This is a genomic window from Paenibacillus sp. GM2, from assembly GCF_900069005.2.
Classification (GTDB): Bacteria; Bacillota; Bacilli; order Paenibacillales; family Paenibacillaceae; genus Fontibacillus.
This window is the reverse complement of the sequence record NZ_LN831279.1, coordinates 3,066,508-3,090,305: the sequence shown is the minus strand read 5'-3', so window position 1 is coordinate 3,090,305 and position 23,798 is coordinate 3,066,508. Positions and strand designations below refer to the sequence as shown.

16 protein-coding genes are annotated in these 23,798 nt (G+C 49.0%); 15 read left to right on the top strand and 1 reads right to left on the bottom strand.

Translation table 11 applies throughout. From position 1 onward, the window contains the following. Window positions 1-4: 4 nt before the first annotated feature. The 13 genes from BN1360_RS23750 (at window position 5) to sigK (ending at window position 19,759) form a co-directional block, all read left to right on the top strand. Entirely contained in the window at window positions 5-886 is an 882-nt protein-coding gene (locus BN1360_RS23750) for a carbohydrate ABC transporter permease (protein ID WP_068782305.1), read from the top strand. Between the two features lie 64 nt (window positions 887-950). After that, the gene (locus BN1360_RS23745; RefSeq protein WP_229521090.1) at window positions 951-2,549 is read left to right on the top strand and encodes an extracellular solute-binding protein; all 1,599 of its coding nucleotides are present in this window, start codon (window positions 951-953) and stop codon (window positions 2,547-2,549) included. 455 nt (window positions 2,550-3,004) lie between these two features. After that, on the top strand, window positions 3,005-4,741 hold the full coding sequence (locus BN1360_RS23735; protein WP_068782303.1) for a hypothetical protein: 1,737 nt from the start codon (window positions 3,005-3,007) through the stop codon (window positions 4,739-4,741). 94 nt (window positions 4,742-4,835) lie between these two features. Next, entirely contained in the window at window positions 4,836-9,506 is a 4,671-nt protein-coding gene (locus BN1360_RS23730; RefSeq protein ID WP_229521089.1) for a CBM96 family carbohydrate-binding protein, read from the top strand. Window positions 9,507-9,721: 215 nt separating this feature from the next. After that, window positions 9,722-10,519: a carbohydrate-binding protein gene (locus BN1360_RS23725; RefSeq protein WP_068782301.1), complete on the top strand. Its 798-nt coding sequence runs from the start codon at window positions 9,722-9,724 to the stop codon at window positions 10,517-10,519. A 77-nt stretch (window positions 10,520-10,596) separates the two neighbouring features. Continuing rightward, a complete protein-coding gene (locus tag BN1360_RS23720) occupies window positions 10,597-10,998 on the top strand; it encodes an NUDIX domain-containing protein (RefSeq protein WP_068782300.1) in 402 nt (133 codons plus the stop codon). 197 nt (window positions 10,999-11,195) lie between these two features. Continuing rightward, complete coding sequence (locus tag BN1360_RS23715; protein ID WP_068782299.1) at window positions 11,196-11,789, top strand: glycerol-3-phosphate responsive antiterminator; 594 nt, start codon at window positions 11,196-11,198, stop codon at window positions 11,787-11,789. Between the two features lie 138 nt (window positions 11,790-11,927). Further along, on the top strand, window positions 11,928-12,740 hold the full coding sequence (locus BN1360_RS23710) for an MIP/aquaporin family protein (RefSeq protein ID WP_068782298.1): 813 nt from the start codon (window positions 11,928-11,930) through the stop codon (window positions 12,738-12,740). A gap of 78 nt (window positions 12,741-12,818) precedes the next feature. Beyond that, the gene (glpK, locus tag BN1360_RS23705; RefSeq protein ID WP_068782297.1) at window positions 12,819-14,309 is read left to right on the top strand and encodes a glycerol kinase GlpK; all 1,491 of its coding nucleotides are present in this window, start codon (window positions 12,819-12,821) and stop codon (window positions 14,307-14,309) included. A gap of 164 nt (window positions 14,310-14,473) precedes the next feature. Further along, window positions 14,474-16,141 (top strand): glycerol-3-phosphate dehydrogenase/oxidase, encoded by a 1,668-nt coding sequence (locus BN1360_RS23700; RefSeq protein ID WP_068782296.1) that lies wholly within the window; start codon window positions 14,474-14,476, stop codon window positions 16,139-16,141. Window positions 16,142-16,792: 651 nt separating this feature from the next. After that, the gene (locus BN1360_RS23695; RefSeq protein WP_068782294.1) at window positions 16,793-18,220 is read left to right on the top strand and encodes an amino acid permease; all 1,428 of its coding nucleotides are present in this window, start codon (window positions 16,793-16,795) and stop codon (window positions 18,218-18,220) included. Window positions 18,221-18,369: 149 nt separating this feature from the next. Continuing rightward, window positions 18,370-18,888, top strand: a complete 519-nt coding sequence (locus BN1360_RS23690) for a VanZ family protein (protein WP_068782293.1) — start codon at window positions 18,370-18,372, stop codon at window positions 18,886-18,888. 172 nt (window positions 18,889-19,060) lie between these two features. Beyond that, entirely contained in the window at window positions 19,061-19,759 is a 699-nt protein-coding gene (gene sigK, locus BN1360_RS23685; RefSeq protein WP_068782292.1) for an RNA polymerase sporulation sigma factor SigK, read from the top strand. 564 nt (window positions 19,760-20,323) lie between these two features. On the opposite strand, the gene BN1360_RS23680 is transcribed toward sigK, so the two are convergent. Next, window positions 20,324-21,133: a lipase family protein gene (locus tag BN1360_RS23680; RefSeq protein WP_068782291.1), complete on the bottom strand. Its 810-nt coding sequence runs from the start codon at window positions 21,131-21,133 to the stop codon at window positions 20,324-20,326. 369 nt (window positions 21,134-21,502) lie between these two features. Here BN1360_RS23680 and BN1360_RS23675 point away from each other — a divergent pair, with 369 nt between their 5' ends. Both BN1360_RS23675 and BN1360_RS23670 read left to right on the top strand, forming a co-directional pair. Next, the gene (locus BN1360_RS23675) at window positions 21,503-22,582 is read left to right on the top strand and encodes a Gfo/Idh/MocA family protein (RefSeq protein ID WP_068782290.1); all 1,080 of its coding nucleotides are present in this window, start codon (window positions 21,503-21,505) and stop codon (window positions 22,580-22,582) included. A 508-nt stretch (window positions 22,583-23,090) separates the two neighbouring features. Then, window positions 23,091-23,777 carry a DNA alkylation repair protein gene (locus BN1360_RS23670; RefSeq protein WP_068782289.1) on the top strand — a complete coding sequence of 229 codons (687 nt, stop codon included), beginning with the start codon at window positions 23,091-23,093 and terminating at the stop codon, window positions 23,775-23,777. Window positions 23,778-23,798: the final 21 nt, after the last annotated feature.

Below are 23,798 nucleotides of genomic sequence, written 5' to 3'. Positions count from 1 at the left end.
TTCAATGAAGACAGATCCTGTAAGCAAGCTCGGAATCGTAAGCGCTTACGTATTTCTCGGCTTTGTGTCGCTGCTGACGTTATTTCCTTTCTGGTATGAAATCGTGGCCTCCTTCAGCAGCAGCAGAGCGATTACATCAGGGGAAGTGTTCCTGTGGCCGATTGAGTTTAATACGGTTGCTTATCAGCGGTTGTTCGATGACGGACAGTTGATTATGGCGATGGGAAATACCGTACTCGTTACGGTGGCTGGAACCTTGTTCAACATGGTGATGACGATTCTGGCGGCCTATCCGCTCTCACGTAAGCGACTGGCTGGTCGCAGCTGGCTCTTGATGCTCATTACGTTTACGATGCTATTTGTGGCCGGCCTGATTCCGAATTTTATTCTGATCAAGTCATTGGGGCTAATGAATTCGTATTGGGCCGTTTGGCTGCCGGGGCTGATCAGCACGTATAACATGTTTGTTATGAAGACGTTTATGGAGGGGCTGCCCGGCGAGATCGAGGAGTCCGCATCCATTGACGGCGCTGGCGACTGGCGAATCCTGCTGCAAATCTATCTGCCGCTTTGCAAGCCGATTCTGGCCGCACTATCTCTATTTTATGCGGTGGGCTGGTGGAACAGCTATTTCAATGTGATGTTGTATATTACAAAATCGACGAAGCTGACGGTTATGGTCAAGCTCTATCAGATGGTAAGCGCGGTAGATAGCAATCTGTTGAACAGTATGAATGGCAACGAAGGGCTGGAACAGGTGCTATTGACACCTGAGGCGCTCAAGGCCGCCGCCGTCGTCATTGTTGTGACACCGATTTTATGCGTGTATCCGTTTCTGCAGAAGCATTTTGTCAAAGGCGTGCTGATCGGGTCAGTCAAGGGCTGAAGGTGTCCGGTTATATAGGCTAGCGTAGTCAACTTTTTCATGAAACCTATAGGGGGATGGAACGATGAAAAAAATGAAATTTGCAGGGAAATCAACCTTTGCTTTGGTGATGACCTTGCTGCTGTTGATGCTGCTATTGGCGGCCTGTGGTTCGAAGGGAACTTCCGGAGACAAGCCGGGCGGTGCTGCAGCGACATCGGAACAGGCTGAAGATGGCCCGAAGCCAGAAATCAGCATCTCAATGTTTGATCGCGGCAAGGTGCCGACAGAGGAAGGGACGTATGAGGATAATCGCTGGACCCGGTGGATCAATGAGCAGTCACCGGTAAATGTAAAGTGGGTTCCGGTGACGCGGAGCCAGGCGCAGGCCAAGCTGAATGCATTGATTGCAGCCGGTGAAGCGCCTGATCTGATCTGGGAATATGATCGGAACTACATTAGTCAATTAGCCAATCAAGGCGCGATCCAGCCGATCGGCGACTATATCGAGAAATACAGTACGACCTATAAATCTTATTTGGGAAAGCACCCTGAGCTTGAGCCTTATTTGAAATTCAATGGTGAAGTATATGCGGTGTCGTTCGTCAGAGAGACGCTTGCCAATCATGGCATGTGGATTCGACAGGATTGGCTCGATAAGCTGGGGCTAAAGGCGCCTGCTACGGTAGAAGAGCTTATTGATGTAGCCCGCAAATTCAAGGAAGAGGATCCGGATGGCAACGGCCAGGCAGATACTGTTCCCATTGCAATGAGCAACAGCGCCAACTCGATTGACCAGGCTCTGTTCTTTACAAGCGAGAATCAATGGTATATCGAGGACGGTAAAATGCAATTTGGCCGGACATTGGATCGGCATGCGGATACGCTGGCCTTCCAGAAGCAGCTCTTCGATGAGGGGTTAATCGATCGGGAATATATTACGGATACGAATTTTCAGCGTTCCGCACAGTTTCTGACCACAGGCAAGGCAGGCATCTATTTTGGAAACTGGGACATTGAGGAATTAAACGGAAACCTAGTTAAGAACGATCCCAATGCCAAACTGGTGCCGCTTGAGTCCGTCAGCAGCAAGTACGGTAAGAACGGGTTGTATCAAGAGGCCCCTCCGAGTATTTTTACCGCATTTAACAGCAAGATGAAGGAAGAAGAGATCAAGGCGGCGATTGAGTTCATTGACTGGATGCTTAAAGACGGCTGGGTGCCGCTCAGATACGGGGAAGAAAATGTACATTACACGATGGTGGACGGAGTACGGCAAAAGACGGATCCTGAGCAGTTTCAGCGGGAAGTGGCTTACGCATCGGAATACGCCATTGTGATGGATAATGAATTGAAGCCGGAAATGTTCCTGGCGATGGCCGCTAAGGACGAAGTTTCTCAGAGTTATGCCAAGGAAAAGGGAAAATCTCTTGAAATCGCTATGAAAAATAAATATCGCAGAGATATTGCTTACAATCCGGACTTTCCTGAATTGAGCCAGTTGATCGCGACATTCTCCCCGATCGCCCAGCAGATTGAAGCCAAAGTGATTACAGGGGGCGGCTCCATGTCGCCTGCGGATGGATTGAATGAGCTGAGGAAAGAGTGGAAGCGGCTAGGCGGCGAAAATGTAGAAAAGCTGGCACAGGAGTGGTATGAAGCGAACAAAGACAATCTGAAGTGATTCAATGACTAATATNGCCATTGTGATGGATAATGAATTGAAGCCGGAAATGTTCCTGGCGATGGCCGCTAAGGACGAAGTTTCTCAGAGTTATGCCAAGGAAAAGGGAAAATCTCTTGAAATCGCTATGAAAAATAAATATCGCAGAGATATTGCTTACAATCCGGACTTTCCTGAATTGAGCCAGTTGATCGCGACATTCTCCCCGATCGCCCAGCAGATTGAAGCCAAAGTGATTACAGGGGGCGGCTCCATGTCGCCTGCGGATGGATTGAATGAGCTGAGGAAAGAGTGGAAGCGGCTAGGCGGCGAAAATGTAGAAAAGCTGGCACAGGAGTGGTATGAAGCGAACAAAGACAATCTGAAGTGATTCAATGACTAATATGGCGGGGTGCTTTCCGAATCCTGTAAAGGGCCGAAGGCACCTATCCGCCGGAAGATACGGAGGTAAACACATGTCAAACAGGATATGGAGCAGTGTTCTGCTGGAGGAAGAGAGCTGTTGGCTGCCTTTTCTGCAAGAAACACTTCAACAAAATCATGGGAACTACAATGAACAAATCAGGCTGCTGCGCACGCCGTTTACATCTCCGGGTTACCATACGACGCTGCGGCATGTGGAGTATGTGTACCCGATTCGTGAATCACTGGATTATGCGCTAGCGATTTTGGATAGCGATGAGGAGCGGTATAGGGGCCGCGCGCTGGATATTCTGCGTACCGTTCTGTCGCTCCAGGATCAGGAAGCCGATTCGCCGACATTTGGCATCTGGTCCTGGTATTACGACGAACCTCTTGATCAAATGTCGCCGCCCGATTGGAATTGGGCGGATTTCATCGGCAAGCGGCTGCTGCTTGTTCTTATTCGTCACGGCAATAACCTGCCGGCCGATCTGCGGCAATTAACACAGCAGGCCATTTGCAACAGCTGTGAAGCGATTATTAAACGCAATGTGGGTCCGGACTATACGAATATTGCCATCATGGGGTCATTTGTAACATTGATAGCCGGAGAATGGCTGGAAAACTCTAAGTTCCTTAATTATGGTTTGCAACGGCTGAGACGATTATATGATTACTCGATGCAAACCGGGGCCTTTCTGGAATACAATAGCCCGGCGTACAGTACAGTAGCGATTCTGGAACTGTCCGCTCTTGCGACCTATACATGTACAGAAGAAGCCAGGCAGCTTGCCAATGAACTGCTGGATACGACCTGGCTGATGGTAGCCGAGCATTTCCATCCGCTGCTGAAGGAATGGTCCGGTCCACATGCAAGATCATACCGGACATTTCTGGCTCCTCTGCATCTATCGTTTTTGCAAATGGCCTGTAGAGGGCAGGTGCAGTTTGTGAGCGAGGAGCAATTTAGCTACAGCTCTGAATGGTATGGCCATGGCGTCATCTGTCCGCAGCGCTTGTATGGGCTGTTTACCGGTATTGGCGTGCGGGAGTTAAGGCAGGATTTGCCTGCCTATCCTGAGTTCCGAACGCGCAAGGCTTACACGTATATGACGCCTGAATATTCGCTGGGCACATTTAATCATAACGTGATGTGGAAGCAGTGTCGGAATTTGCTGGGATATGTTCAAAACGCTGATCAGGGGCACAGCTATGTGCATCTCCGGGTATTGCATGACGGATATGACTTCTGTTCAGCGATATTTACCAGTGAACAGAAGTATGATTTAGTCTTGTATGGCATTCAGTTCGCGCTTGACGGCGGAGATACCCATGTCAATCTGGATCCGATTCATGGGCGGATAAGAGCCTCTGATCTGCGAATCAGGATTGAAATTGGCAGCACGGGAGAGCTGCCGGTATGGGAAAAGTGCGGCGAAGATCGGTTCCTTGCCCAGTTAGGAGAGACCAGGTTGTTGGTTCAGGCTCTATATGGTGTTATGGGCGGATTTGGAAATTTTCGCTGGAACCTTGTTCAGGATGACGATACCGTGGGGCTCGATTATATTTTGTATGAGGGAGAGCCCGCCGAGATCGATTTTCACACGATGGAAGAAGCGTTATTCATGTTTGCATTAAAGTTCTCGGGCCCGAATGAAAAGCCTGAAATGACAACTGCCGTTACCCCCTCGGACGATTCCGTGCGGGCTTTGCTGGAAGCACCTGAACAGCCAATAACACTGACTCTTGCGAAGAAGCCGGCGGACAGGGCTGTCCTCTTTCATGCTTAGTTAGAGATGCGCAAGCCCCATCGCTGAAATTCATCACGATAACTTATTAAGAGTGCAAGTCGTGCCTGCTAATAAAATGATCGGGGTGAGAAGGGTGTTAAAAATAAAACGCGCGAAAGCGCCTATTCGTCTGATGAGTGTATTCTTGGCCGTAGTCATTCTCCAAGGTTCTCTGCTGACCTGGCATGGAGCGACGCCGGGACTCGCGGCTGCCGCAGCAGAAGCTGCGTTAGCTTCGACAGGTGGTTCCTTGCCTGTGCAGCTCGAACCGGTGGAGGATACTTATGTCAATGCGGGCGGGAATGCGGGAAAAAATTTCGGTTCTTCCAATCTGCTGATCGTCAAAAATTTTGAGGCGGATGTTAATTTGAACAGGCAGGCGTACATGAAGTTCGATCTTAGCTCCATCACCGGTGAGATCGGATCGGTTAAATTGAAGGCGTATGCTGTCGATAATGAAAATTCGACGATTGCAGTACAGGCCTACGGGATGGAGGATAGCTCCTGGCAGGAGGATATGGTAACCTGGAACAACAAACCGGAGATTGATCATTATCTGAGCTCGGAGAACGTAGGAAAAATAGCAGGCTGGCATGAATGGGATGTTACCAGTTTTGTTAAACAGCAATTGGCAAAGGGTGACATTGTCAGCATTGCCCTTATTCAGCAGGCTGCCAAAGGTCATTCTGTTTCCCTCAACAGTAAAGAGCATACCGATAACCATCCCTATCTGGAGATATCTGTTGACAGGGCGGAGGAAAGCGCGCCAAGCTGGTCTGCTGGCGCGAGCCTTCAAGCGACGAATATAACCGAAAATGGTTTACAGTTGGATTGGGATGCGGCTAGCGATACCGTTGGCGTGACAGGTTATGCCGTATACCAGAATGGCGTCTTATTGGGGAAAGTAAGCGGAGGTATCACTTCCTATACGGTAACAGGGCTTACTGTCGGCCAAAAGTATACGTTTAAAGTGGAAGCTGGCAACGCCCAGAATAGCTGGAGCAGCGACGGCCCCTTTGTGACGGTGAGGACGCCGACGACGGAGCTGATCCAGCTTCGCCCAGGCAATATATATACCAACGGCGAAGCTGTCCGGTTCAAAGTTCAAACGGCGAGGCCCGCCGTATCCTGGGCGGTTTATGATTATCAGGGAGCGCTGGCGCAGGAGGGAACGGCAGCAACCGTTCAGAACGAAGCCGCCTGGACTGTTCCCCATTTGAAGCATGGGTATTTTACGCTGCAGGTACGGGCGGACTTGGACGGAAGCGACCCGGTTCTGCTCAAAACGCCGTTTGCCGTGCTTGCCCCCCGGGATGAGCCAACAAATGAAGCATCACCGTTTGGAGTTTCCACTCATTTGCACCGCCTTCCGCAAAATTTGACCTCCAATATCGTGGATCTAATTAAGGCGGCCGGCATCCGAACGGTGCGAGGCGGCTATGAATGGCGGGGGATTGAAAAACAGCAGGGCAGCTATACGTTTACCCCCCAGCCCGATTATTACATGAATATGCTGAATAAAGATGATTTTGATTTCTTGTTTGTCTCGGGATATACCAATCCTTTTTACGACAATGACAGTACTCCATACACGGATGCCGGGCGTGAAGGCTTCGCCAACTTTATGAAAGCCTACGTTGATCATTATCAGGACCAATTGGACGTTGTAGAAGTATATAACGAATTTTACGGCAGCTTTGGAGACCGCGGCAATGGGCCTGCTGATTCCAAGCCGGAATACTACTATCCCCTATTAAAGAAAACGTATGAAACGCTGAAGGCTTCGCATCCTGATTTACCGGTACTTGGCACATCGACGGTCGGGGATCTGAAATGGATCGAAGCTGTGTTCAAGCTCGGCGGGATGCAATACATGGACGGCTTTTCTATCCATCCCTATTTATATCCTGGTGCGCCGGAAGGCTACGAGGATCTCATCCTCAATTTGAAGGATTTAATTCGTGAATATAATAACGGGAATTTGAAACCGATCTGGATTAATGAAACAGGGTGGCCCACAGAGCGTGATGCACGGGGCGTAGATGAGAAGACACAAGCGAATTATCTGATTCGGGCCAATGTGGTTGCGCTCGCTAACGGAGTGGAGAAAATCGTCTGGTACGATATGATTAATGACGGTATTCAAAATATTAATGAGGACAATTTCGGTCTGCTGCGAAATCCGGATGATAAGCTGGGAAGCTTGACCCCCAAGCCGGCATATACAGCTTATGCCACCATGACACAAATGCTGAATGCGGCTATGTTTGCAAGTCGGGATGCAACAGACAGCGATATTCGAAGCTACGTATTTCAGAAGACTGGCGGCAATGTTCGCGTGATCTGGTCAACAGCAGACTCCTCGATCCCGGCTGCTATCCATACAAGCACGCCGATACAAATTACAGATATGATGGGAAATACGAGCACGTATACGCCTTATAACGGGAACGTTTTCGTGACATTAAGCAATGAGCCGTTTTTTGTGGTTGGGGAAGTGAATGGAATTGAACGGGATTCGACCTTTGTCCTGAGCGGGGAAGAAGCGCGGATTGGCGATTCGCTGGTTTTCACTTTGGAAACGAATAATACCGATTCGGATGATTTTGCTTTTCAATTGGCTGTGGAAGACCAGATCCATCCTGTAGTGACCCCAAGCGGCCAACAAGCTGTGCAGACGATTGAGGTGGCAAGTGGAATTGAGCCCGGAAGCCGTCTTGTAACAGCGGTATTGTTGAAGGGGAATGATAGGGTCGGTCTGCTGAGAAGCGGGACATCAACGTTACCGCCCTATACTGTCCAGATTCGCCCTATGATGGAAGAACCGGATTTAAATCAAACGCTTAGAGTCGCTGTCAACAATGAGTCAAAGTCCAAGGCGATGCAGCTTCAAAAGGTAGATTGGCGGTTCGGAACCCAGTCGGGGACTGAAATCATGAATGAAGAGATTGCCGCCGGATCCTCTGCGATAGTCGATATCCCGCTTGCCTCCATGAGCATCGGTATAACCAGCAGCCTGAAGGTGACGGTCTATATCGATGGCTTGGAGCCGTATACGTATGAAGGAACGGCCGAATTTAATCCCGTGCCTGCCAGATCGGTGACTGTAGACGGGACGCTTGACCCGGAGACCCTAAACAGCGCATCTACGATCGATTTGTCGAAGGGCACGGTAAAAATGAGCGGATATCAAGGCGCAGGGGATCTAAGCGGCCAGGTCTGGCTAAGTTATGATGCGGATCACTTGTATCTGTCGGCCAGAATAAAAGATGATACGCACACGGCTTCAATGGCTGGGGCCGATATCTGGAATAATGACAGCCTTCAATTTGCAATTTCGGACGGTCTTCCCGGCGAAAAGGCATATTGGCATGAGATCGGAATTTCGCAGACCCCTGAAGGACCGCAAAGCTACAGATGGATGGCGCCTCCCGGCGTGGACAAAGGACCGCTGATCGATAGTCAGCTTGCTATCACAAGGGATGAAGAGCTGAAATATACAATTTATGAATTGGCGTTGCCCTGGTCGGAAATCGAGCCAGTGAGAGCAGAAAACCATGGAGTCATCAGCTTCTCGATGCTTGTTAACGATAATGACGGCGCGGGTAGAAAAGGTTTTATTGAATGGGGAGGGGGAATCGGGGATGGAAAGCTATCTTCGAAATTTCGCTCTATGCAGTGGATGGCTTTAGCAGAAGATATGGTTCCGCCGGAAACGTCGCTTAACATGGAAGGAACGGAGCGAAATGGCTGGTATATCAGCGAAGTGAGGGCGGTGCTAAAGGCAGCGGACGAAACCTCCGGCGTAGCGGAAACGGTCTACAGTCTGGACAATGGAAAGACATGGCTGTCTTATAAAGAGCCTTTGACGTTTACAGAGGATGGCACATATACCCTTACTTACAGATCAATGGATCGGGCCGGGAATATAGAGGAGACACAAGAAGTTATTTTCCGAATTGACAGGACTGCGCCGACAGCTTCCATTCGTTATAGTACTACGGAGCCAACGAGAGAGCCGGTTACTGCCACCATGATCCCCAGCGAACCAGTGACGATTACTAACAATGATGGGAACGACAGCTATACCTTCTCGCAGAATGGAAGCTTCACCTTTGAGTTCATCGATGCTGCCGGACATGAAGGGTCGGCGACCGCCGTTGCAGGCAATATCATTGCAGCCGCTACAGGCGTGCCGGGCCAACCCAAGCTGTCCTCTGATAACGGCTATGATACCGGAATTATGGACGGCAGCTACCGGATATCGATGAACCTGTGGTGGGGGAATAACGGAACGGATTATATATTATATGAAAATGGCGTTCCGATAGATAGGCAAGCCTTAAAAGACGATTCGCCTAATGCTCAATCCGCAGTTACAGCTGTGTTCAATAAGCCCAATGGAACCTATGAATATGTCGCCGAATTAACGAATGCGTTTGGTACAACGCGCAGCGATGTTCTAGTAGTGACTGTAAATGAAGCGACACCGGGTCAGCCTGTACTTTCTCATGATCATTGGGATGGGGATGGAAGCTATAAAGTCAGCATGAATATGTGGTGGGGAACGAATGGCTCAACCTATCGGCTGTACGAAAATGATGTGTTGATCGATACCCAGACGTTAATTAACAAGACACCGCAAGCTCAATCTGCCATTACCGAAATCCGCGAAAAATCGGCGGGCACGTATGTATACTGGTGCGAGCTTATCAATGATGCCGGAACGGTGTCTAGCGGGAAAATAACAGTAATCGTTAAATAAGCGTGCGGCATCGCCCTGACCTTATGTAGGTTTAGGGTGATGCTGTTTTATCTGGCCGATGTTGCAGAGACGAGTCGGATTTGTGCCAATGTTTGACCTTTTTGGCGCGAGATGTGCACTTTCTATACCTTTTGGCTGCGAGACTGGTCTGTCCCGGGGCAATAGGATAAGATGTAGATATCGTCTAATTTAATACTAGAATAGGAGAATGCGGCATGACACAACTGAAGCTTGAAATACAAAGCGCGACCGGCGCTGTTTTGGCGTCCGCTTCGGACCATGGCCAGGCTCATCTGGTTTATGATAAAAACTATGAACCTGGGGATCAAATTGTTCTGACAAGTGAAAATGTAAATGTGTATTTGGTGATTCAGCTAGAGGATGCGATGGACCCGGCATTTGTATATTTAGCGGGGCAGGAGATCCGCTTTATTATTCCTTTTGATGAGAAGAAGATTTCATATTCCCCGAAGACATTTGTAGGTGATTTGCATACGCTTACTGCGCGTCTGGCTACAGACGAGGAGATTCATTCCTATAAAAATCTGGCGCTTAATGTATATGATCAGCATGAGAATAGCACCAGCTATCCTCATGCGTTCGCTAATGTGGAGACTCGCGGGGAATCCGTATTTGCAGCCCGAAATGCGATCAATGGCAACAATGTGAATTACTCACATGGCAAATGGCCGTTTGAATCCTGGGGAATCAACCAAAATCCCGATGCGGAGATGACCGTAGATTTTGGTCGTACTGTTGAGGTGGATAAGGTGGTCTTGACGATTCGTGCCGACTTCCCGCATGATAGCCACTGGGAGCGTGTTACATTAGCGTTCTCGGATGGCAGCCAAGAAACTTTGAATCTGGTAAAAACGCATCTGAAGCAAACGTTCAAGCTTGCGCCGCGCCAAGTGAAATGGGTTACGCTCAAAGAGCTGATCAAGTCGGATGATCCGTCCCCATTCCCGGCGCTAAGCCAAATCGAAGTTTATGGCCGTGAAGCGGCTAAATAATTTGATATAATGTTAAGGGCCATCTTCTGAACAAGAGAGAGGCCCTGTTTTTTTGCAATAGAAGAGGGGGAAGAGGGATGAATATCGAGAAAACACCAAGGGTAGGCGTTGGAGCTGTAATTAAAGATGATCTGGACCGTATACTGCTCGTGCTTCGCAAAAGAGCGCCTGAAGCGGGACATTGGAGTCTGCCCGGGGGCAAGGTCGATTACATGGAGACAATTGAAGAGGCAATAAGACGCGAGATCAGAGAAGAATTAGGCATTGAAATTATGATTGATGGGCTGCTCTGTGTCACGAATCACATCCTCCCCGAGGAGGATACACACTATGTAGCGCCAACTTTTCTAGCTCATATTGCTGCCGGACGGGTAGAAAATCGAGAGCCTCATGCGCTGGGAGATGTGCAATGGTTCCCCATCAACAGCATGCCCGACAAAATTACAGTGACGACAGCGTATGCGCTGAAACACTTGTAGGGAAGACGATTCGTAGGAATAGAATGATATGAACTGATGGCGACGTTAATAAATGCTTGTCATTCGCCGATTTAGGTTGAATAGAATGATACAAGGCTTGCGTATGATCTGATCCACAATGACCATGGGATGTGTACAATGAAAGAAAGTAGGAATTTCACACGAATTGGAATATCTGATCAAAGGAGCCAGAGGCTATGAAATTCTATGAACAGCGGATTCTACCCGCATCAAGGCAGATGAAAGATTTGGAGAAGGCCGTTGCATCATCCTATGAATATCTTGTGTTGCTCGACGTTCATATTTCCCAGTTGAAGCATGCCTGCAACATGGTGCAACAAGCGAACAAGAAGCTGTTCTTGCACCTCGACCTGATTCAGGGGCTGCAAAGCGATGCGCATGCGACCGAATATCTCTGCCAGGAGTATCGGCCATACGGGATATTGTCCACGAAGTCGAGTGTCATTCAAAAAGCGAAGCAAAAGGGCGTTCTGGCCGTCCAGCGGATTTTTCTGATTGATAACAGTGCTTTGGAGAAAAGCTGCAAGCTGATTGAAAACACACAGCCGGATGTGATTGAAGTATTGCCTGGGGGGATGCCAAGCATTATTCGCAAGGTGAAGGAGAGAACGAACCTGCCGATTCTGGCCGGAGGATTCATCTCTACGAGTGAGGATGTGAAGCTTGCGCTAGAGGCAGGGGCGGAGGCGGTGACTACTTCCAGCAAGCAATTATGGACAGACTATGAAAAAAAAGATTTGACAACGTTTACAATTTTAAATAAAATTTGAATCAAGTTAATAATGTTATGGAGACTTGGAGATCTACATTCAATGCATCGCCTTCCCTGTATGTTGGGGATGGGGTGCTAACTTGATGTAGGTCTCTTTGTGTTCTAACAGTCATAACTCATGGGAGGGGACATTATAATGTCGGCATTTTGGGGAGAGTTTATCGGGACCATGATACTGATTGTACTGGGCGGAGGCGTCTGTGCAGGAGTATCGCTGAAAAGATCGTATGCGGCAAATTCAGGCTGGATTGTCATCACGATGGGTTGGGGATTGGCAGTGGCTATCGGAGCTTATTCCGTAGGTACGATAAGCGGAGCTCATCTGAACCCCGCCCTTACGTTGGGGCTTGCGCTCATCGGGGATTTTCCTTGGTCTGACGTCCCCTTGTATATGGCCGCTCAAATGCTGGGCGCCATCGTTGGTGCGATCATCGTGTTTCTGCATTATTTGCCGCATTGGAAGGTAACGGATGATCCTGGCGCGAAATTAAGTGTGTTCGCGACAAGTCCAGCCGTGTATCACCCGTTCTCGAATCTGATGAGTGAGATCATCGGAACTTTTGTCCTCGTCCTTGGCATTCTTGCCATTGGGGCGAATCAGTTCACGGATGGACTTAATCCGCTTATCGTTGGCTTTCTGATTGTCAGCATCGGACTTTCGTTAGGCGGGGCGACCGGGTATGCCATTAACCCGGCGCGGGATCTGGGACCGAGAATTGCCCATATGCTGCTCCCGATTCCCGGGAAGGGCAGCTCAAATTGGAGGTACGCCTGGATTCCTGTTGTAGGCCCACTGCTGGGGGGCTCGTTCGGAGCGCTATTTTACAAAAATATGTTCCTGGGCCGCGTGGATGGTACCATCTGGATCGTGATAGGAATCGCCGCCGTTATTCTTCTCCTCTCTCTGCTCCTCTTCGGCAAAAACGCAAAGCGAAGCGTATCGATGTAAGGATGTAAAAACACTTCATAACTTTTGGCACGGTGCTGTCGATTCATTAAATCATACTTATGAACGGGGGAAATTCGCATGGAAAAATACATTCTGTCTCTTGATCAAGGGACAACGAGTTCCAGAGCTATTTTATTTGATAAAGCGGGCCAGATCGTACACGTCTCTCAGAAGGAATTTACTCAGATTTTCCCGGAGCCGGGTTGGGTGGAGCATAATGCTCAGGAGATCTGGGGTACGATTCTCGCTGTGATCGCTACCTGTCTGATTGAATCTGGCGTGAAGCCAGCGCAGATTGCCGGGATTGGCATAACGAACCAGCGTGAGACCGCCGTCGTATGGGATAAGGAGTCGGGCCGCCCGGTCTATAATGCGATCGTATGGCAATCGAGACAGACGAAATCTATCTGTGATGAATTGAAGGCTGCAGGTTACGAGCAATTATTCCGCTCCAAGACAGGGCTGTTGATCGATTCCTATTTCTCTGGCACGAAGGTGAAGTGGATTCTGGACCATGTTCCCGGGGCGCGGGAAAAGGCGGAACGGGGTGAACTATTGTTCGGCACCATCGATACCTGGCTGATCTGGAAGCTGACCGGCGGTAAGGTGCATGTGACTGACTACAGCAACGCTTCGCGAACGCTCATGTACAATATTTATGATTTGAAATGGGACGATGAATTGCTGGAGCTGTTGACGATTCCGAAGCAGATGCTGCCGGAAGTGCGTTCCTCCTCCGAGATTTATGGCAACACGGTGAATTATCATTTCTTCGGCGAGGAAGTGCCGATTGCCGGCGTTGCCGGCGATCAACAGGCTGCCCTGTTCGGGCAAGCGTGCTTCCAGAAAGGCATGGCCAAGAACACTTATGGCACCGGATGCTTCATGCTGATGAATACCGGAGAGCAAGCGGTTCAATCCTCACATGGCCTGCTTACCACCATTGCCTGGGGAATCGACGGCAAGGTGGAATATGCTTTGGAAGGCAGCGTTTTTGTGGCGGGCTCCGCAGTTCAATGGCTGCGTGATGGCCTGCGTATGCTTAAGGAATCAAAGGATAGCGAGCAATACGCGAGCAGGGTGGACTCCACGGATGGCGTATATGTGGTGCCAGCCTTTGTTGGACTGGGCACGCCATACTGGGACAGCGAGGTGAAGGGCGCTATCTTCGGTCTGACGCGGGGGACGAGTAAAGAGCATTTCATCCGTGCCACCCTGGAATCGCTGGCCTATCAGAGCAAGGATGTATTGAACGCCATGGAGGCGGATTCCTCGATTGGTCTTACTACACTGCGCGTCGACGGAGGGGCGATTCAGAACAACTTCCTGATGCAATTCCAGAGCGACATGCTTGGCGTGCCGGTAGAGTGTCCGCAGGTATTCGAGACGACAGCTCTTGGTGCGGCGTACCTGGCTGGCCTGGCCGTCGGATACTGGGGAAGCCGGGATGAGATCGCGGCGCAGTGGAGCATCGATCGCATCTTTACACCGTCGATGTCGGAAGAGCGCCGCAAGGAACTTTATGCTGGCTGGGGCAAAGCGATAGAGGCGACAAAAGTATTTAAATAACTACACGAATATGCTACAATTTTTAATAAGTTAATATTTAAATTCGGTTGGAGAATAGAGAAGCCGCAATTGCACTTGAGTCCATGACTTTAGTGTTGTTGCGGTTTTTTTGTTACAATGACCCACTTCAATATACCGTCTTTAGGACGAGGGAGGCTAATGGGATGACAGTTGCATTTTCCGCATCAGGACGTAAAGCGATGGCAGAAGCGATGAGACAGGGGCCGCTTGATCTGATTGTAGTAGGTGGAGGAATTACCGGCGCAGGGATTGCCCTGGATGCGGTAACGCGCGGACTGCGTACAGCCGTATTCGAAATGCAGGATTTTGCGGCAGGAACGTCCAGCCGTTCAACCAAGCTGGTGCATGGGGGACTTCGTTATTTGAAGCAATTTGATATCAAAACGGTATCCGAGGTTGGCAAGGAGCGCGCCATCGTCTATGAGAACGGGCCGCATGTGACGACGCCTGAATGGATGCTGCTGCCGCTGCATCGCGGCGGAACATTCGGCAGATTCAGCACAGGGATCGGACTTCGTGTCTATGATTTTCTGGCCGGGGTTAAGCATCATGAACGGCGACGGATGCTGTCGGAGCAAGAGACGAAGACCCGTGAACCGCTGCTTAAGCGGGAAGGGCTGCTTGGCGGGGGTTATTATGTAGAATACCGCACCGATGACGCCCGTCTGACGATCGAGGTGATGAAGGAAGCGGTACGTAATGGGGCGATGGCCATCAATTATATGAAGGTGGATTCCTTCATTTATGAGAACGACAAGATCGTGGGTGTGCAGGTGATGGATCAACTGGATGGGGCAAGGTTGGAGTACCGGGCACGGAAGATTATTAACGCGGCAGGACCATGGGTAGATGAACTTCGTGACAAGGACCATTCCAAGACGGGCAAGCATCTGCAATTGTCAAAAGGCGTTCATCTGGTTATCGACCAATCCAGTTTCCCGCTAAAGCAAGCGGTCTACTTCGATACGCCAGACGGCCGGATGGTATTTGCAATCCCGCGTGATGGCAAGACCTATGTAGGCACTACGGATACATTCTATGGAGGAGATCCGCTCCGGCCCGTCATGACGGAGGAGGATCGCGACTATATTATGGCGGCGATTGATTATATGTTTCCGACGCTCCAGCTTCGTGTGGAGGATATCGAATCCAGCTGGGCGGGCGTTCGTCCGCTCATCTACGAGGAGGGCAAGAGCGCGTCGGAAATTTCCCGCCATGATGAAATCTGGCAGTCTCCCTCCGGGCTGATTACGATAGCCGGCGGCAAGCTTACCGGCTATCGCAAAATGGCCGAGACGATTGTGGATCTGGTGATGAAGCTGCTAAGCCAGGAAGAGGGGCGTGCGTTCGTCCCGGCGATGACGAAGAAGCTGCCGATCTCGGGCGGGCATGTGGGGGGTTCCGACGCATTTCCGGATTTTGTTCAGAAGAAAACAGAGGAAGGTGCACAGCGAGGCGTGGAGGCGGCGCTCGCTAAGACGTGGGCGCGCCATTACGGCTCTAATGCAGACCGGCTCTTCGAGCTTGCGGAACGCTGCCGTGGGCAGGTGGAGGCAAGCGGACTGCCGCTCGAAGTGCTTGTTCCACTCGTCTATGCCATTGAGGAGGAAATGACGGTGAAGCCGGTTGACTTCTTCATCCGACGTACCGGAGCTCTCTTCTTCAATATTCAGTGGGTGCGGGATTGGAAAGCGCCGGCGATTGAGTATATGGCTGCTGTCCTTGGCTGGACGCCTGAACAGCGAGCCGAGTACACGGAGGAACTGGACACCGCCTTGCGTCAGGCAGTTGTGCCTGTGGGAACTCTCTAACGAAACACTGTATCGCTATGCCCCTAAAATGAACAGCGAGCCGACGAGCCGAGTACACGGAGGAACTGGACACCGCCTTGCGTCAGGCGGTTGTGCCTGTGAAAATTCTCTAACGAAACACCATATCGTTATTGCTCCCAAAATGACAGGGATTTAAGTTTAACGAAACACTGTATCGCTATTTGCGAAAAATTCAGTATAAAGGACAGTTTTTTGCCGGAATAGCGATACCTTGTTTCGTTACTGTTTGGAACAGCTTCTTTTAGCTCAAATAACGATACCTTGTTTCGTTACAGGGGCCAAGGGAGTTTCAAATGATTCTCACTGGGTGGGGTCAATCTCAATCAATCAAGCCCTGCCTGCCGATCAGCAATATATTATGGACGAGCGACGTTCAAGAACATAAGAGCCTGCCGACCGCCGTCATGCAGCAAGGCACCGCGCGCTGGGAGCTGCTCACGGTGCGAAAGCTTCCCTACGTTCCCAGGTTGGGCAAGCCTCTTTTCAATCTTTTGCATGATGCATGAAGTGGCGTATTACAGGCAAAGTTATAGCTAGCATGAAAGCCTAGAATATTCCAGCACTAGGAAGTGGGCGGTACTAGAAGCACTTCCAATCCATGCACCCATGCAGAAGGGGAGATTGAGCATTATGGATGACAACGATATCAAAAAGCTGCGATGGTATAATGTCGCGCTGATGGCTTTTGTTTCCGTCTGGGGTTTTGGAAATGTAGTCAACAACTACGCCAACCAAGGGCTAACGGTAATCACCTCGTGGATTCTCATTATCGCTTTGTATTTTGTACCGTACTCTTTGATGGTTGGCCAGTTAGGTTCAACGTTCCGGCATGGCAAGGGCGGGGTAAGCAGCTGGATCAAAGAAACGATGGGTGCCAGGATCGCTTATTTGGCAGCATGGACTTACTGGGTCGTTCATGTTCCTTACTTGGCGCAGAAGCCGCAGGCAATATTGATCGCATTGGGATGGGCGGTAAAGCAGAATGGCATGTTTATCAAAGAGTTGTCCACTCTGCTGGTTCAGTCGTTATCCTTGGTCATATTTTTGCTCTTTCTGTGGATGGCTTCGCGTGGGGTTACCTCCCTCCGGAGAATCGGTACGATCGCGGGGATGTCCGTGTTTGTGATGTCGATACTCTACATTGTACTGGCGATTGCCGCACCTTCGCTGCGGGGAGTTGAAGTGGCAACGCCGAATATTACGTTTAAGACGTTTATCCCTGACTTTAACTTCGCCTATTTTACAACGATATCCATGCTTGTATTTGCGGTGGGTGGTGCGGAGAAAATATCGCCATACGTAAACAACACGTATAATCCGTCAAGGGAGTTCCCACGGGGAATGCTTACGTTAGCGATTATGGTTGCAATCTGCGCGCTGTTGGGATCTTACGCTATGGGACTCATGTTCAATTCCAATAATATTCCCGCAGACTTGAAGATGAACGGACAATATTATGCCTTTCAGATCCTAGGGGAGTATTACGGATTTGGCAACTGGATTATGATTATCTATGCGCTCGCCAACGTACTGGCACAAATATCAGCTCTCGCTTTTTCCATCGATGCACCGCTGCGCGTGCTATTGTCGGATTCCGATGAAACCTACGTTCCTAAGTCGCTGCTCAGGATTAATGAGCGCGGTACGCCGGTCAATGGCTATATTATGACCGCCATCCTGGTGGGCATCTTGATCATCGTCCCAGCCTTAGGGATTGGCAATATGAACTCCTTATTCAACTGGCTGCTCGATCTGAACTCGATCGTCATGCCGCTTCGATACCTATGGGTATTCGCTGCCTTTATGGCGTTGATGCTTATGTCGCAAAAATTTGAGACGACTTATCAGTTTGTGAAGAACAATAAATTCGGCTTTGTTATTGGTTTATGGTGCTTCTTGTTTACCGCCTTCGCTTGCTTGATGGGCATGTTTCCCAAAATCGAACCGCTCACGGGTGAATGGTACTTCCAGCTAACCTTAAACATCGCGACTCCGTTCATTTTGCTGGGACTTGGTTTGATCCTGCCTTTGCTCGCCAGAAGAAATCGCAGGACTTAAATGCAATATGGATTTGCCAGATGCTAAATGCTCCAGGCGGGTATGTTCTGAGCAGCGTCTATAGACCGGGCCACAAGGCTTCGGTCTCTTTCTTTTTGGATCAACAATAGATAAAATAAGAAAATATCAAGAAGGAGGAGCTCGCGAATATGACCTATCAGCGCAAAAAATTTCTGGTTTGGCTTCTACTAGTGATCATCTGTATGGCGTTTATTTTCTATAAATCCTCCCAGCCTTACTATGAGCAGGATCTCAGGCCCTCGTTGTCCGAACATATTCCCCATAAACTGGTGCATAGTCTGCCTGATATGGAGTTTTATTATAACGGTCAGTTAGTGACTTCGGCGATGCCTTATGACTTTATCGAATTTTTTATTCGCAAAGGAGCGCACGTCAGTATCTTCGCTGTGCTGACATTCCTGTCCATTCAAACCCTGCTTGCCTTAAAGTGGAAGCGTGCGTCAGCCATGACAGGGGGAGCTATCGTTGCGCTGCTGTATGCGATATCCGATGAGTGGCATCAGACCTTCGTCGTGAATCGCACAGGTCAGGCCATCGATGTCGGGATCGATAGCGTCGGGATTGCCATAGTCGTGCTTTGCTATGCAATAGCGGGAGGTTTCATTCATTATCGTAAGCGCAAATCCCGTCCATATATACGCTTTTAATTGGAAAGTGGCGGAATAGGTAAAATCACTTATCCTCCGGAATCATTTCCCTTCGAACAGGCACATCTGGGCCGCAGCCCACATACAATGTACAACTGAACTTCATTGTGTGCTGAAGTGGTGTACTAGGATGTGCTTGCCTCTTCAGCTAATCGACGTGGAGGTGCTGTTCATGGAGTTGGTGTCCGCGATTGCGCTGTTTATTAAGCAGTTGACCTTGTTAGTCTCATATGTAAAGAATAATGCCTTTCCCCAGCCGCTGACGGAAGAAGAGGAAACGAAGCACCTTCAGCGAATGGCTGAAGGCGACGCGATATCCCGCAATTTGCTGATTGAGCATAATCTGCGGCTTGTGGCGCATATCGTGAAGAAATTCGATAACACGGGTGAAGATCTGGAGGATCTGATCTCAATTGGTACCATTGGCCTGATCAAGGCAATCGAAAGTTTCCGCCCGAACAAAGGCACGAAGCTGGCAACCTTTGCGGCAAGATGTATAGAAAATGAGATACTGATGCATCTCCGCTCGCTGAAGAAAACCCGTAAGGACGTCTCCCTGCATGATCCCATAGGAACTGACAAAGAGGGGAATGAAATCACATTAATTGACATTCTTGGAACAGAAGAGGATGATGTTGTTGATCGGGTTCAGCTTAAGATGGAGAAGAGTAAAATATATCAGAACCTGGATATTCTGGATTCCAGGGAACAGGAAGTCATCAAAGGAAGGTTTGGACTCGAGCATGGAGGCGAGGAGCGAACGCAGCGTGAAATCGCCAGAGAGCTCGGGATCAGCCGCAGCTATGTGTCCCGAATCGAGAAGCGGGCTCTGATGAAGCTATATCATGAGTTTTACAAATCGAAACGATGAGCAAGGAAGAAAGCAGGCGTCCGGATGATGGATGCCTGCTTTCTTTGCTGTATGAAGATTATCAGAACAATTGTAGGGTTCTCATTATCAAATTCTTAGTTCTAACGAAACTACAGAACGCTATTCTCTAAAAAATAGCGGGCAATTAATTTTAACGAAACTCCATATCGTTATTAGGGAGGAAAAGGGCCCTTAACCCCTAATTTGACCTCAATAGCGATATCCAGTTTCGTTAGATTTTTCAAAAGTCACTTTTGGCTCAAATAGTGATACCTAGTTTCGTTAGAAAGGATTTGGCCCAATCCTACCGCATTAAGTCCCTCTTCGAGGGGCGCCGAAAGTATATTCCACTTTATTCTGACGCACTTGCACCACACCTGCAACCACACATGAAACAAACCGCACGAACCTCGCGTGGAAACCGCATTTGCACCAAACCTGCAACTAAACCTGCAACCGCACTTGCCCGGCACTTGCACCAAACCTGCAACCAAACCTGCAACCGCACTTGCACCGCATTTTCACCACAGCAGTAACCACACCTGCACCTGCCGCTTACGCCACCTATGCTTCTTCTTTCGATTCGGCGGTTGGATTTGGACAGAATCCCGGGTTCGCTGAGCAGAGCAGTTGGGCGTATTGTGGCTGGAGCTTGGAGAGTTCGGTAAAATAGCTGCTTATGATGTGATTGCCGCCGAATGAGCCATTTTGGAAGTTCAGGGAAGAGAAGGTTGGGACATGGCTATAATAGTATTTCTTTTCACGCTTAGGCAGCTTGTAGATCGATGGGGGAGCATGGGTAACAACGTCAAATTCATTGGCGATACGATAGCTTCCTCGTACATATTTTGTAAAAGCCTTTGAAAAGGCCGGGTCGCCCACGCGAGGCCCGCCATATGTGAACAGGTACGGTGAGTTGAATTCGGTATTGGCGGCAATATCAATCGCACACAGTGTCGCCAGTGCGGCGCCAAGGCTGTGCCCGGTAACAAACAAGGGCTTGTCAGAGGGCAGATTGGACAGTGCGGACATAATTCGATTGCGAGCAGAAGAATAGATATCTGTGAAGCCGCGATGCGTGAGGCAGTCCTCTTTTACATATTTGAATTTTTTCTGGGAAGCGATGATGTCGGATATCCAATTAGTCGTGGAGCTGGTCCCGCGAAAGGCCACAATAATTTCCTGGGGGGACTCGAGAATAAACCCAAAAGTTTCCCATACATTGATAATCGATTTCGCTTCGATCGTATCCTTGACCGAATAAGTTAAGGGGACGATAAATGAGCCGTCCTTATTTGAGAATTGCTCATAAGTCTGTCCACAGATGGCGGCCAAAAAGATGGCCCGCTGCGCTTGTTCATCGATTGTCCTCACAAGTATCTCCGCCTTTCTCCTACAATATATTAGGGGCGGCGTAGGGAGATGCCTATATCGTGGAAGATTTTCCGAGATCACGGTAATTTCCCGAGAAGTGACGATAGCTGGATTGTTCAATTGCTGATAGAATGAAACATGTTAGAATTATAGAAATAGAAGGCAGGCTGGGAAAAGTAAGAATTATGTCGAAATCTCTGAATCCGCTTGCATTTACATCCTGATTGTTAGAGAATAAACTAGAAAAGTGAGTCAATCCTCCTCATAACAGAAGTTCATAAAGGTGGGTTCTTAACTCAGTTGCTATGGCTCTGCTTGAGGGATGAAATAAACCATACTGTGTTGCATAAGGGAAGGGAGACAACATTCATGAGCAATACTAAGCATTCCGTAGTTATCGTTGGCTACGGTGGAATGGGAAGCTATCACGGTCACTTGATTACAGAAAATGGAAGAGTAGAGGTCAAAGGTACTTATGATGTGCTTGAGGAGCGTCGGGAAGCTTCGAAGCAAGCGGGCTATCCTGCTTACGACAGCTTTGAAGCGGTGTTGAACGATTCTTCAGTTGAGGTTGTATTAATTGCAACGCCAAATGATGTGCATAAGGATCTGGCTATTCAAGCTTTGCAGGCTGGCAAGCATGTCATTTGCGAGAAGCCGGTTACGATGTCGGTGAGCGATTTCAAAGATATGGTCGCGGTAGCTGATCAGGCTGGCAAGGTCCTGATGGTCCACCAGAATCGCCGTTGGGATGAGGATTTCTTGATTGTTAAGCAAATGTATAACGAGAGAACAATTGGCGACTTATTCCAAATCGAGTCCAGAGTACATGGGGCAAACGGAATTCCAGGCGACTGGCGTCATATCAAGCAATATGGCGGCGGTATGCTGCTGGATTGGGGCGTTCATTTGCTGGATCAGATGGTTGAAATGATTGACAGCAAAATTACTAGCGTTAGAAGCCGGCTTAGCTTCATTCTTGGCGATGAGGTTGACGATGGATTCGAGGCGGTTTTGCAATTCGAGAATGGGGTTACCGCTCTGGTAGAGGTAGGAACAACCAACTATATTACGTTGCCAAGATGGTATGTAAAAGGTACCGAAGGTGCTGCGGTGATTGAAGACTGGTCCTTGACCGGAAGAACCGTAACGCGGAATAATGAAGTGGGCAAAATTGAGCCTAAGCCGATCCGGGCTGGCGTTGGATTAACGAAGACGATGGCCCCGCCATCTGAAGAAGCAACGATTACCGGGGTTCTTCCGGAACCTTTCCAGCGTTCGAGCAGCTTCTACGATAATTTCGCAGATGTGCTTGAGGGTAAAGCTGACCCGATTGTGAAAAATGCCGAAGTATTGCGTGTATTAAATCTGATTGAAGCGATATTCAAGGCTGGAGAGACCAATGAAGTCGTGAAGGATTTTGATACTTACGAGCCTGCGAGCAAGTAATATATGTGTTCAAAAGGTCGGTTTTCCGTACCGAAGCCTATGTCCCGATGTACGTTTTTTCAAAACGCTGCAGTTGGATAAAGCTTTGGTCTGAGAAGCGAAGCTACAGTTTTCACAGAAAACGGTCCCCGGAAGCATTTGCTTAGCGTACATGAGCCTATGAGCCTCTAAGATATTTCCTTAGAAAACAAAGCTAGGTAGGCATCAGCTTAGACCCGGGTGTATTCAAGGTTCGATGTGGAGGTACTTCTGATGGACTTCGTGTAAGATATAGAATTAAATTCGCTATCTTGCTATGCTGATAAAATTCTATATCGATAGAAAACCAATCTTGGAATCCTCGGTCGCTTATCTTTGGATTACATCGATCGTTTTTTATCAAAAGCGGACTTTTGAACTTTCTTAATAAATCTATAAATAAGGAATGAAGCCTGACGGGAGGTGACAGGACTGAACCCGTTAGGCTTTTTCTGTCCGATGTCACCTGAATTTGATTGGAGGTTGAGCGGTGGAGAAGACGATCAAGGAACAGATCATGGAATTGGCTGAAGAGGAATATCGTTTGTTTAGCTCGAAGCTGATTCCAAATATCGATAATATCACCGGAGTACGCTTGCCTGCTCTACGGAAGATTGCACAGAGAATCGCCCGTTCCGATTGGCGTTCCTATTTGGCTGAAGCCGAGGACGATTATTTCGAGGAGACGATGCTGCAGGGCATGGTTATCGGGTATGCGGTGAAGGATATCGATGAGGTGCTGGAATATACAGCGCGGTTTGTTCCCAAAATAAATAATTGGTCGGTATGCGACAGCTTCTGCGGCGGATTAAAGCTTACCAGATCGCATCTGGACAAGGTATGGGATTTTCTGCAGCCTTATCTGCAATCCGATCAGGAGTACGATCTTCGCTTCGGGGCTGTCATGCTATTGGAATATTATGTGCTGGAGGATTATATCGATCGGGTGCTGCAAATTTTGGACGGGATCAGACATGAGGGCTATTATGTCAAAATGGCCGTCGCCTGGGCGGTCTCGATTTGCTATATTAAGCTGCCTGAGCCAACATTGGCCTATTTACAGCATAGTACGCTCGATCTGTTTACTTACAATAAGGCCTTGCAGAAAATTACGGAATCCTACCGTGTAGATCAAGCGACCAAGCAGATGATTCGCAGTATGAAACGCAAAGCCTAATCTCAAAAACCCACCGCTAAA